Raw genomic sequence first — 11,520 nt, 5'->3', positions numbered from 1 at the left:
TTCTACTGGTTTTCTTTTACGTTGCTTTTCCTGACTTCCACATAAGTCCTGTAATATTTCTTTGTCCCTTTGTTTGGGAACATATCGGAAAACTCCGTCACCTCGATTTTCGGGTTACGCTGTAAAATCTTCCCGAACCACTTAATATCGTTCTTTGTTCCCATAAGCCTGACTTTTAACATCAATCCCGTCCTCCAAGCATGGCGTACAACTTGTGGTTATATGTTACATATTCCGGATAACGAATCTGTACCGCCTGCCAAAAATAAGGCGCATAGGCACAGCAGAACAGTTCTTCCACTGTGTACCGTCTGCACTCGTCCACCTGTTCCTCCGCATCATCGTAATCAAAGACACTTGGCGTACCATTGCAGTAAAGGTTATACGCCATCCTGACTACTTTCACGCTCCCGCTGGTCTGCCAGCCTTCATGCAGGCACTCCGTTTTTACACAGCCTGTCTTAAAATCATAGATACTGTAAATGTTCCTTCTTGTGTCATCACTGATACCAAGACAATATACAAGCGCTTTGTGGTACACGTCCTGATACCTGACCTCTTTCAATTTCTCATAGTAGAATTTTTCATGTGCATCGCTGATAAAAATAATCGCTTTCTCTGCTCCTAACGCTGTACTACTCATGTTCATTTCCTCCATCTCTTATTTTGTTTTTTGACCATAACAAAAGGACACTTCCCTAAAATCTTCTTTTAGAAAAATGTCCTTATCGTACAAAATATTAACTTGAACTGACACGAGTTTAATTTAAAATCATTTATTTTAACCCGTTAAGAGAGTTTATTTTGTCGTACTCTTGTCGTACCATACTGTCTTTAAGTCCGCAAACCCTCGATTTTACTGGTTTTCTTTGCCAAGCGTTTTCATCGTCGGGAACGCAAGCACGTCCCGGATCGCTGCGGAATCTGTCAGCAGCATACACATCCGGTCAATCCCGAATCCGATCCCGCCTGTGGGCGGCATACCAATCTCCAGCGCATTCATGAAGTCTTCATCCGTCGTGTTGGCTTCTTCGTCTCCCTGCGCCAGGAGTTCTTCCTGGGCGCGGAAGCGTTCCCTCTGGTCGATGGGGTCGTTCAGCTCGGAGTATGCGTTGGCCATCTCCCAGCCGTTCATGAAGAACTCAAAACGCTCCACATAATCCGGATTGTCCGGTTTCTTCTTGGTCAGCGGAGAGATCTCGATGGGATGATCCATCACGAAGATCGGCTGTACCAGATGCTCTTCCACATATTCTTCAAAGAACAGATTCAGGATATCGCCCTTCTTATGCCTGTCCTCATATTCCAGATGATGCTCGTCCGCCAGGGCTTTTGCCTCCGCGTCCGTCTTCACATTGGAGAAATCCACGCCGGAATACTTTTTCACGGCGTCTACCATGGTAATCCGTTCAAACGGCTTTTCCAGATCCATCTCCACGCCGTTGTATACGATCTTCATGGTTCCCAGCACTTCCTGCGCCACATAGCGGTACAGGTTCTCTGTCAGATCCATCATGCCGTGGTAGTCCGTATATGCCTGATACAGCTCCATCAATGTAAATTCCGGATTGTGCCTGGTGTCCAGACCTTCGTTGCGGAACACACGCCCGATCTCGTAAACACGCTCCATACCGCCGACGATCAGACGTTTTAAGTACAACTCCAGGGAGATCCTGAGCTTGATATCCTCGTCCAGCGCATTGAAATGCGTCTCGAACGGCCGTGCAGCGGCGCCGCCGGCATTCTGCACCAGCATCGGCGTCTCCACCTCCATGAATCCCTGTCCGTCCAGATACCTGCGGATCGCGCTGATGATCTTGGAACGCTTGACAAAAGTATCCTTCACCTCCGGATTCATGACCAGATCCACATATCTCTGACGGTAACGCAGATCCGTATTGGTCAGCCCATGGAACTTCTCCGGAAGGATCTGGAGGCTCTTCGCAAGCAATGTGATGCTGCCTGCATGGATAGACTTCTCTCCTGTCTTTGTCGTAAAGACCTCACCCTTGATTCCTACAAGGTCGCCTACGTCAAACTTCTTAAAGTCCTTGTACACATCCTCCCCTACGCTGTCTCTCGCCACGTAGCACTGGATGTTGCCCTTCAGGTCCTGGATATTGCAGAATGAAGCCTTTCCCATGACCCGCTTTGACATCATACGGCCCGCAATGGATACCTGGGTGCCTTCCAGTTCTTCATATCTGTCTCTGATCTCCTGGCTGTGATGTGTTTGATCATAGCTGGTGATAGCAAAGGGGTCCTTTCCATTTGCCTGCAAATCCGCTAACTTCTCGCGTCGAACCTTTCTCAACTGATTCAAATCCGGCTCCTGAGCCTGCTTCTGCTGGTCAGACATTTGTTTTCTCCTTTCTTTTCCTCCGCAGATGTATCAACTGACAACCGCCCTCTTTACATCGACCGGTTGATATCCAGCACCTTGTACTGGTTGACTCCTGCCTGTGTCTCTACGTTCACCACGTCGCCGACCTTCTTGCCGATCAGCGCCTGGCCTACCGGCGACTCGTTGGAAATCTTCCCTTCCAGACTGTTTGCTTCCGTGGAGCCTACGATCTTAAACTCCATCTCTTCATCAAAGGTAATGTCAAAGACCTTGATCGTACAGCCCACGTTGATCTTGTCAAAGTCTACCTCATCCTCTACCACGACCTCCGCATTTTTCAAAATGCTTTCCAGTTCTTCAATTCTCGCTTCGATGTCGCGCTGCTCGTCCTTCGCCGCGTCATACTCCGCATTCTCGGATAAGTCGCCCTGCTCCCTGGCTTCCTTGATCTTTGCAGCGACTTCCTTTCTCTTTACCACCTTCAGATTTTCCAGTTCGTCCTCCAGTGCTTTCAAACCTGCATAAGTAAGTAACCTTTTCTTTGAATCCGCCATGATGACCTTTGCTTCCTCTCTTTCATTCTATCTGATATCGCTTTTACGGCCTGCGGCTGTGAACCGCAGCCGGACGACCTCTACTGATACTTATATTTCGCAATTCAAATATTATAACCAAAACCTACAGTACTGTCAAGATTTTTTGGAGTTCTTCGTAGCTCTCCACCCTGTTGATCTGCTCCCGCAGCCGGGCCGCTCCATGCAGCCCTTTGGTATACCATGCCACATGCTTGCGCATCTCCCGGATGCCCAGATAGCTACCCTTATATTCGATCTGCAGCCTGGCATGGCGGAGCATGGTATTCCGGATCTCATCGATCTCCGGCCGGGACGGGATTGCGCCCGTCTCTTCATATGCCGACAGTTCCGAAAAGATCCACGGATTGCCCTGTGCCCCCCGCGCGATCATTACCCCGTCACAGCCGGTTTGCTCCTGAATCGCAGCCGTCTGCTCACAGGTGCTCACATCCCCATTTCCGATGACCGGAATCCGAACCGCTTCCTTCACCCGGCGGATGATCTCCCAGTCAGCCCGGCCGGAGTAGTACTGCTCCCGCGTCCGCCCATGGACAGCCACCCCGGCCGCCCCGGCTTCTTCGATGATCCTGGCGATCTCCACCGCATTCACATGCTCCTCATCGAATCCCTTGCGTATCTTCACCGTAACCGGCTTTCGGATTGCTTGAACCACGGCGCTGACCAGTTCGTAGACCAGCTTCGGATCCTTCATCAGAGCCGAGCCTTCCCCATTGCGCACCACCTTCGGGACAGGACAACCCATGTTGATATCCAGGATGGAAAAGGGCCGTTCCTCAATCCGTTTTGCCATCTCACTGACAATCTTCGGATCCGAACCGAAGAGCTGCAGGGAGACCGGCAGTTCCTCCGGATGGATCGCAAGCAGGCTCTCCGTATTTTTATTGTTGTATAAAATCGCTTTGGCGCTGACCATCTCCATGCAGAGCAGTCCGGCCCCCTGTTCTTTGCACAACAAACGGAATGGCAGGTCCGTTACACCTGCCATGGGGCCTAAAATATATCTGTTCTCAAGAAGTACATTTCCTATTTTAAGCTGTTTTTTCATAATTATACTGTTTATCGAAGCGCGCGCGCAGCCGGAATCCGGCCAGGCGGCCCTATCGGTCTACTTTTTTGTTTTTGTAATAGATCAGGCGCAGACCGTTCAGTGTCAGCTCCGGATCGTACTCGTCGATGCTGTCTGTCTCCGGCGCGATGATCTTTCCCAGACCCCCGGTTGCCACCACCTTTGCATCCGGGTAGCCGGATTCCTCTTTGATCTTCCGGATAATGTATTCCGTCTGGCCGATGGCTCCGTACACCAGACCGGCCTGCATACTGGAGATGGTCTCCTTGGCCAGTATGGACGCCGGCTTGCGGATCTCAATCGCCGGGAGCATGGCAGCGCCGCCCCAGAGGGAGCGTCCCGCCGTCTCAAGCCCGGGCGCCGTGATCCCTGCTTCAAAAGTCCCATTCGGCCCGATCAGGTCATAGGTTGTCGCGGTTCCGAAATCTACCACGATGACCGGCCCTCCGAAGAGTTCATATCCGGCGACCGCATCCACGATACGGTCCGGGCCGATCTCCTTCGGATTCTCCGTCACGATGCGGATGCCTGTCTTGATCCCCGCAGACACGATCAGCGGGCGCACATTCAGATATTTGATGATCCCGCTTGTCAGGGAATGCATGATATCCGGAACAACCGATGCTATGATCACCGAATGGATATCCTGGGGACAGATACTTCTGTGCTCCAGAATCCCACAGATCGTAAATCCATATTCATCGGAAGTCCGGGACCGCTTTGTCGTCATGCGGAAGGTCCCCAGCAGAACCTCCTCTTTAAATACACCCAGCGTTATATTGGTATTTCCAACGTCAATCGTCAATAACATTCTGTTTCTTCTCCTGCTCCTGAATTTGTAAGCTTTTGCAGGCTGCATCCCGGTCTCATGCACTGCGGCGCAATATACACAGGACACGTCCTCTACGCTTCCGGAAGCTCCTCTCCAAGATAGAACACCCGGAAGAACAGCTCCAGAGATTCGAACAGTTCCCGTCTCTCCTGCTGTATCTGCTTGATCTTCAACACACTGCCGATCTCGTCAAAGAGGAAATCATCATCCTCCCGGTCTACCTTTAATTCCAGCCGGCCCTCCTCGTCAAAGACCACCATGAGCACACCGCCCACATCCTCCGTATACATAACGCACATGATCTGCAGTTCCTGCCGGATACTTTCCGGCAGTGCGTCAAACTCCGGGTTCAGATAGAATTTCCGCTCATAGGAACTGGCGGCGCATAATACAATCTCTTCTTCCATCATCCTTCCAGCCACACCTCCTGATCCGTAGGGCTCATACATATCCATAGATTCCACGAACCGAAACCTCACCGGCATAGACCGCTTCCTCGCTGCCGTCCTGCTTTCTCACCAGCAGCTCCCCGCTGTCATTGATCCCCAGGGCAAGGGCCTGGTAAGGCTCCTTTGCACCCAGTATGCGGACTTCTTTTCCGCAGTTAACCAGAAGGCGGTTATAGTCTTCCCTGATCCCGGACAGATCTCCTGACTGAAGAAATGTGTCATAATTCCGTTCAAAATGCTTCATAATCTCCGCAATCAGGGTGCTGCGCTTCATAACCTTCCCGGTCTCAATCCGTAGGGATGTGGCGGTTTTCGCAATCTCCTCCGAAAAGGAATCCATATTGACATTGATCCCTACCCCAATCACCACATGGTTGATATAGTCGATCTCCGAGCTCATCTCCGTCAGAATCCCTACCAGCTTCTTTTTGTTCAGTACAATGTCATTGGGCCATTTGATCCGGATCTCCTGCCCGGTACACTCCTGCAGCGCTTCCGCTGTGCTGTACGCCATCACCAGGGTCAGCATCGGCGCGCTGGAAGGAAGGAATGAAGGTCTGAGCAGTATCGACATATAGATGCTGCAGCCAGGCGGTGACTCCCAGCCTCTGCCGCGCCTGCCCCGTCCGGCGCTCTGCCGGTCGGCTACCGCTAGGGCTCCGTGGGATGCCCCTTTTTCCCCCAGCTCCTTTGCCCGAATATTCGTTGAATCGGTTTCCGGAAAATAATGGATCTCCTGGCCTGCCCACCGTGTCTTCCCAAAGAGCAGGCTTTTCAGTTCTTCCTCCGACAGGACATCCGGGATATCCACAATCCGGTATCCCCGGTTCTGCACCGCTTCCACATGGTAGCCCTCTTCCTTGAGCTGGTTGATAATCTTCCACACGGCTGTCCGGGACACGCCCAGCTTTCCGCAGAGCTTCTGCCCGGATACATAGCCCTCACTTTCCCGGAGGAGCTTCAATATCTCTGTTTTCAAAAATCTTCCCCTATTCTCCCAGTGTCGCCACCATCACCGCTTTGATGGTATGCATCCGGTTCTCTGCCTCGTCAAAAACCTTGGACTGTTCGGACTCGAATACTTCATCCGTCACTTCCATATCCTCAATGCCGAAGCGTTCTCCCATCTGCTTTCCGATGGTCGTCTTCAGGTCGTGGAAGGACGGCAGGCAGTGCAGGAAAATCGCGTTTTCAGATGCATTTTCCATCACCTTTTTGGTCACCTTATAAGGCGTCAGCACTTTGATCCGCTTCTCCCATACTTCATCCGGCTCACCCATGGATACCCAGACGTCCGTATAGATCACGTCCGCGTCCTTTGTGCCGCTCTCCACGTCCTCGGTCAGGGTAATGGTCGCGCCGGACTCCGCCGCATAGCCCCTGCACAGCTCAACCAGCTCTTCGCTCGGGAAAAATTCCTTTGACGTACATGCCACAAAATGCATTCCCAGCTTGGAACATGCCACCATCAGGGAATTGCCCATGTTGTACCTTGCGTCTCCCATAAATACCAGGCGAATCCCTTCCAGCCTTCCGAACTGCTCCCGAATCGTCAGCATGTCCGCAAGCATCTGGGTGGGATGGAACTCATTGGTCAGGCCGTTCCATACCGGAACCCCCGCATATTCCGCCAGTTCTTCCACAATGTCCTGCCCGAAGCCCCGGTATTCGATGCCGTCGTACATCCGGCCCAGCACCCTTGCCGTATCCTCAATGCTTTCTTTTTTGCCCATCTGGGAGCCTGTAGGCCCGAGGTAGGTTGCCCCCATGCCCATATCAAACGCCGCCACTTCAAATGCGCAGCGGGTCCTTGTGCTGTCCTTTTCAAAAATCAGGGCCACGTTCTTTCCTTTATAATGGTCTACCGGAATCCCCTTTTTCTTTTTGTCCTTCAGCTCCGCTGACAGGTCAAGCAGATACAGGATCTCTTCCTTTGTAAAATCTTTCAGCGTCAGAAAATTTCTTCCTTTTAAATTCATGTTCGTCCCTCTTCCCTTTGTATTATATCAGGTCCTTTTTACGCGGCATATCCGGCCCCGGGCCGCAGCGCATTTTCCGGATCTGTTCTGTGAACTACAATACCATAACCTTCCCGCAAATTCAATACCTTTTCCGCTGCCTGCTCACTTCAAACATCAGCACTGCCGCGGCTACGGCGGCATTCAGCGATTCGGCCATGCCTTCCATGGGTATCCTGACCAGCACATCCGCACATGCGGCCACCTCCGGGCGAAGCCCGCTTCCTTCGTTTCCGATCAGAAATGCGCTCCCCTGCCGGTAATCTTCTTCATCGTATGCGCGCTCTCCCTCCAGGTGGGCGGCAAAAACGCAGATATCGTGCTTTTTCAGGCTGTTCACCGCACCGGGCAGGTCATCCGTATACACAAACGGCATCCTGAAGATCGCTCCCATGGTGGAGCGTATGGTCTTTGGATTGTAAATGTCCGCACAGTCCCTGCTCAGCAGGATTCCCGTCACCCCCGCCGCCTCCGCGGTTCTGAAAATGGTGCCTAAGTTGCCCGGATCCTGGATGTTGTCCAAAACCAGCAGATGGGCCGGCCTGTCCATACCTGTCCCGCTTTTCCTGGAGCATTTTGCCAGGATCTCCTCCTTGGTGAACATGCTCTGACGCACCACCGCCAGAACGCCCTGAGGTGTCTTTGTATCCGAGATATATGCAAATACTTCCGGCGACACAAGCATAACCTCTGTCCCGGGAATGGGCTCCTTCCGATGCTTTTTCAAGAACTCCTCCGTAGCGTAAAGCTGTACCAGGCGTTCCTCCGGAATCTCCCGGACCATACGCAGGCCCTCCACAAGAAAGGTTCCCGTCTTCGTCCGCATTCTGCTCTTTTTCCGCAGCTGTATGATCTCTTTCATCCGCGGATTCGATGTACTGGTAATGATCATCTCTTATCCCTCATCACAAAGTTTCCAACTGTACGGTTGCAATCCGAAATCTCAGTTTTATGCAATTTATTGCAATAAAACCGAGATTTTGGATTAGCAACCTACTCATAAATGAGCAAAAAAGCGGCTGTGTTAGCAGACGTTAGAGTGCGTAAGCTCGGTTTTTGCGAATGGATGAGTAGGTTGGAGGCTCTTTAGAGCATCCAACCGTACAGTTGGTATTTTTTTTAAACAGGTTATACCTTAAAGCGGTATCCCACGCCCCATATCGTCTCAATATACTGGGGGTGGGAGGTATCATACTCAATCTTCTCCCGGATCTTCTTGATATGCACCGTCACCGTGGCAATGTCCCCGATGGACTCCATATCCCAAATCTCCCGGAACAGCTCTTCCTTCGTATATACATGGTTGGGATGTCCCGCAAGGAAGGTCAGAAGGTCAAATTCCTTGGTGGTGAAGGAACGTTCCTCACCGTTGACCCATACCCTTCTCGCCGTCGTATCGATCTTCAGACCGCGGATCTCTATGATCTCATTTTCCTCCACGCTGCTTCCGATCAGACGCTCATATCTCGCCAGATGGGCCTTCACACGGGCCACCAGTTCGCTGGGGCTGAACGGCTTCGTCATATAATCATCGGCTCCCAGCCCAAGCCCCCGGATCTTATCAATGTCATCCTTCTTCGCAGAAACCATGATGATGGGAGTATTCTTGCTGTCGCGGACCTTCCGGCAGATCTCAAATCCATCCACGCCGGGCAGCATCAGATCCAGGATGATCAGATCAAAATCCGCTTCCATGGCCTGCTTCAATCCGATCTCGCCGTCGTTGGCAACCTCCACCTCAAAGTTGCTCAGCTCCAGATAATCCCGTTCCAGATCCGCAATACTTTCCTCATCCTCAATAATCAAAATCCGTTTACTCATCCATTGGTACCTCCTGATATTTTCTTACTACAAAGCACATAACCGTCCCGCTGCCTTCCACGCTGGTCGCCCAGATATTGCCCCCATGCTCCTCCACGATCTTCTGCGCGATGGAAAGCCCGATGCCGCTTCCGCCCTTGGAGGAATTGCGGGAGGCGTCCGTCCGGTAGAACCGGTCAAAGATAAAGGGCAGGTCCTTCGGGGAGATCCCTTTTCCGTTGTCCCCCAGTTCGACCTGGATAAAGTCCCCCACGTCCTTGAGATCCATGGTAATCCTGCCTTTGGGTTTATCCATGTATTTTAAAGAGTTGGATACGACGTTGTTGATCACCCGCCGGAGCTGCTCAGGGTCCACAATCACCTTGGAATCCTCCTCCAGACAGCAGTTGTATTCAAATTCTACGTTTTTCGCTTCCAGCTCCAGATACAGGTCCTCCGCACAGTCGAGGAAATAGTTCTTTGCGGATATTGTGGTAAAATTGTAGGGTATCCGGTTCGTATCGATCTTGGAGTACAGCGTCAGCTCGTTGATCAGCAGATCCATCTCGTTCGCCTTATTGTATATCGTTTTGATATACTTGTCCATCTTTTCGGGCGTATCCGCCACGCCGTCCATAATCCCTTCCACATATCCCTTGATTGCCGTAATGGGTGTCTTGAGGTCATGGGAAATATTGCTGATCAGCTCTTTGTTTTCCCGGTCAAATTCCACCTTTTCCTCGGCATTGGCCTTCAGCCGCAGGCGCATCTCCTCAAAGTCCCGGCAGAGCTCGCCAAATTCGTCATCCGCCTCCGCCGAGATCTCAAAATCAAGATTGCCGTCCTTGATATTCTGCGCGGCCTCCTGCAGCTTGGCCAAAGGCACTGAGACAGTTCGGTAGACCCAGTACACCAGAAGCGCCGCCGTAAAAAATACGATGATCAAAAACATCTGCTGCAGCTCCCCGATCTCTCTGGGCTCAAACACCCGCCGCGCAACAATGAGAAAGACCGTAGGCAGGATCATCATCGCCATAAATGCAATTATCAGCTTTGTTTTCAGCTTCATCACCTTTGCCGCTCCTTTCCGGGTATCCTCTGTATTCCCTACCCATTACAGTAACACAAAACGGGCCGTCACCGCAAGGTTTTCAGCCCGTTATTTATCAAAACTTAATATGAAGTTCCAAATTGTTTATACTCTACAGATAAGCTTTCAGCGCATCCACCTTATCCAGTCTTTCCCAAGTCAGATCCAGGTCGTTTCTTCCGAAATGTCCGTAAGCGGCTGTCTGCTTGTAGATCGGCCGGCGCAGGTCCAGCATCTTGATGATGCCTGCCGGACGGAAGTCGAAGTTCTCACGCACGATCTCTACCAGACGTTCGTTGGACACATGGCCTGTTCCGAAGGTATCTACCATAATGGAGGTAGGCTGTGCCACGCCGATGGCATAGGAAAGCTGAATCTCGCATTTCTTAGCCAGCCCTGCGGCAACAATGTTCTTAGCCGCATAGCGCGCCGCGTAAGCCGCGGAACGGTCTACCTTGGTGCAGTCTTTTCCGGAAAATGCGCCGCCGCCGTGGCGTGCCATTCCGCCGTAAGTATCTACGATGATCTTTCTTCCGGTCAGCCCGCTGTCGCCGTGAGGTCCGCCGATGACAAAGCGTCCGGTCGGATTAACGAAGAACTTGGTCTTCTCATCCACCATCTCCGCAGGAATAATCGCGTCAAATACATGCTTCTTGATGTCCGCGAAGATCTGCTCCTGGGTCACATCCGAGTCGTGCTGTGTGGAAAGCACCACTGCGTCCAGACGTCTCGGAACTCCTGCGTCGTCATACTCTACCGTCACCTGGGTCTTTCCGTCCGGACGAAGGTAAGTCAGCGTGCCGTCTTTTCTCACTTTCGTAAGCTGCAGTGCCAGCTTATGCGCCATCGCGATGGGATACGGCATATACTCCTCTGTCTCGTCCGACGCATAGCCGAACATCATTCCCTGGTCTCCGGCTCCGATGGCGTCAATATCTTCCTCTGCCGGCGCTGCTGCCTTTGCTTCGAGCGCCTTATCCACGCCGAGAGCAATATCTGCGGACTGCTCGTCGATCACCGTAACCACGCCGCAGGTATCCGCGTCAAATCCGTAATCCGCGCTGGTATATCCGATGTCGCGGATCGTATTGCGCACGATCTTCTGCATATCTACATAGGCATTGGTGGAGATCTCTCCCATAACCATCACCACACCGGTCGTAGTGCATGTCTCGCAGGCAACGCGGCTCATGGGATCCTGCTCCATAAGCGCATCCAGGATGGCATCGGAAATCTGGTCGCACATCTTATCCGGATGTCCCTCTGTAACTGATTCTGATGTAAATAAGTGTCTTTCCATATCGATCCTCTCCTTTTCGGTACTT

Annotated in this window: 13 protein-coding genes; all 13 read right to left on the bottom strand. The window is 51.9% G+C overall.

The features are described 5' to 3' along the window. Window positions 1-2 precede the first annotated feature (2 nt). The 13 genes from ACTOY7_RS02215 to metK all read right to left on the bottom strand — a co-directional run bounded on the left by ACTOY7_RS02215 (window position 3) and on the right by metK (window position 11,495). On the bottom strand, window positions 3-182 hold the full coding sequence (locus tag ACTOY7_RS02215; protein WP_004066881.1) for a hypothetical protein: 180 nt from the start codon (window positions 180-182) through the stop codon (window positions 3-5). After that, on the bottom strand, window positions 182-643 hold the full coding sequence (locus ACTOY7_RS02210; RefSeq protein WP_482672631.1) for a DUF6075 family protein: 462 nt from the start codon (window positions 641-643) through the stop codon (window positions 182-184). The genes ACTOY7_RS02215 and ACTOY7_RS02210 overlap by 1 nt, the downstream gene beginning before the upstream one ends. 213 nt (window positions 644-856) lie before the next feature. Beyond that, entirely contained in the window at window positions 857-2,359 is a 1,503-nt protein-coding gene (gene lysS, locus ACTOY7_RS02205) for a lysine--tRNA ligase (protein ID WP_160284196.1), read from the bottom strand. Window positions 2,360-2,412: 53 nt separating this feature from the next. Further along, complete coding sequence (greA, locus tag ACTOY7_RS02200; RefSeq protein WP_016295698.1) at window positions 2,413-2,898, bottom strand: transcription elongation factor GreA; 486 nt, start codon at window positions 2,896-2,898, stop codon at window positions 2,413-2,415. Window positions 2,899-3,022: 124 nt separating this feature from the next. Continuing rightward, window positions 3,023-3,985, bottom strand: a complete 963-nt coding sequence (gene dusB, locus ACTOY7_RS02195; protein WP_482671217.1) for a tRNA dihydrouridine synthase DusB — start codon at window positions 3,983-3,985, stop codon at window positions 3,023-3,025. A 52-nt stretch (window positions 3,986-4,037) separates the two neighbouring features. Further along, on the bottom strand, window positions 4,038-4,817 hold the full coding sequence (locus ACTOY7_RS02190) for a type III pantothenate kinase (protein WP_482671216.1): 780 nt from the start codon (window positions 4,815-4,817) through the stop codon (window positions 4,038-4,040). Between the two features lie 92 nt (window positions 4,818-4,909). Further along, the gene (locus tag ACTOY7_RS02185) at window positions 4,910-5,245 is read right to left on the bottom strand and encodes a DUF6145 family protein (protein WP_482671224.1); all 336 of its coding nucleotides are present in this window, start codon (window positions 5,243-5,245) and stop codon (window positions 4,910-4,912) included. Between the two features lie 34 nt (window positions 5,246-5,279). Next, window positions 5,280-6,266 carry a biotin--[acetyl-CoA-carboxylase] ligase gene (locus ACTOY7_RS02180; RefSeq protein ID WP_004083246.1) on the bottom strand — a complete coding sequence of 329 codons (987 nt, stop codon included), beginning with the start codon at window positions 6,264-6,266 and terminating at the stop codon, window positions 5,280-5,282. 10 nt (window positions 6,267-6,276) lie between these two features. Further along, on the bottom strand, window positions 6,277-7,266 hold the full coding sequence (argF, locus tag ACTOY7_RS02175) for an ornithine carbamoyltransferase (RefSeq protein WP_160284200.1): 990 nt from the start codon (window positions 7,264-7,266) through the stop codon (window positions 6,277-6,279). 121 nt (window positions 7,267-7,387) lie between these two features. Then, window positions 7,388-8,194: a TrmH family RNA methyltransferase gene (locus tag ACTOY7_RS02170; protein ID WP_044991289.1), complete on the bottom strand. Its 807-nt coding sequence runs from the start codon at window positions 8,192-8,194 to the stop codon at window positions 7,388-7,390. 239 nt (window positions 8,195-8,433) lie between these two features. Further along, window positions 8,434-9,126 (bottom strand): response regulator transcription factor, encoded by a 693-nt coding sequence (locus ACTOY7_RS02165; protein WP_004083252.1) that lies wholly within the window; start codon window positions 9,124-9,126, stop codon window positions 8,434-8,436. Next, entirely contained in the window at window positions 9,119-10,174 is a 1,056-nt protein-coding gene (locus tag ACTOY7_RS02160; RefSeq protein ID WP_004083254.1) for a sensor histidine kinase, read from the bottom strand. The genes ACTOY7_RS02165 and ACTOY7_RS02160 overlap by 8 nt, the downstream gene beginning before the upstream one ends. Window positions 10,175-10,307: 133 nt before the next feature. Then, on the bottom strand, window positions 10,308-11,495 hold the full coding sequence (metK, locus tag ACTOY7_RS02155; protein WP_482671215.1) for a methionine adenosyltransferase: 1,188 nt from the start codon (window positions 11,493-11,495) through the stop codon (window positions 10,308-10,310). Window positions 11,496-11,520: the final 25 nt, after the last annotated feature.

It is taken from the genome of Schaedlerella sp. (assembly GCF_056796775.1).
Note: the sequence above shows the minus strand (reverse complement) of the source record. Positions and strands in the feature narration are given on the sequence as shown.

Excerpts from the sequence above, each read along its gene's own strand:
- ACTOY7_RS02215 (WP_004066881.1), bottom strand. The coding sequence starts at position 182 with ATGTTAAAAGTCAGGCTTATGGGAACAAAGAACGATATTAAGTGGTTC.
- ACTOY7_RS02210 (WP_482672631.1), bottom strand. The coding sequence starts at position 643 with ATGAGTAGTACAGCGTTAGGAGCAGAGAAAGCGATTATTTTTATCAGC.
- lysS (WP_160284196.1), bottom strand. The coding sequence starts at position 2,359 with ATGTCTGACCAGCAGAAGCAGGCTCAGGAGCCGGATTTGAATCAGTTG.
- greA (WP_016295698.1), bottom strand. The coding sequence starts at position 2,898 with ATGGCGGATTCAAAGAAAAGGTTACTTACTTATGCAGGTTTGAAAGCA.
- dusB (WP_482671217.1), bottom strand. The coding sequence starts at position 3,985 with ATGAAAAAACAGCTTAAAATAGGAAATGTACTTCTTGAGAACAGATAT.
- ACTOY7_RS02190 (WP_482671216.1), bottom strand. The coding sequence starts at position 4,817 with ATGTTATTGACGATTGACGTTGGAAATACCAATATAACGCTGGGTGTA.
- ACTOY7_RS02185 (WP_482671224.1), bottom strand. The coding sequence starts at position 5,245 with ATGGAAGAAGAGATTGTATTATGCGCCGCCAGTTCCTATGAGCGGAAA.
- argF (WP_160284200.1), bottom strand. The coding sequence starts at position 7,266 with ATGAATTTAAAAGGAAGAAATTTTCTGACGCTGAAAGATTTTACAAAG.
- ACTOY7_RS02165 (WP_004083252.1), bottom strand. The coding sequence starts at position 9,126 with ATGAGTAAACGGATTTTGATTATTGAGGATGAGGAAAGTATTGCGGAT.
- ACTOY7_RS02160 (WP_004083254.1), bottom strand. The coding sequence starts at position 10,174 with ATGAAGCTGAAAACAAAGCTGATAATTGCATTTATGGCGATGATGATC.
- metK (WP_482671215.1), bottom strand. The coding sequence starts at position 11,495 with ATGGAAAGACACTTATTTACATCAGAATCAGTTACAGAGGGACATCCG.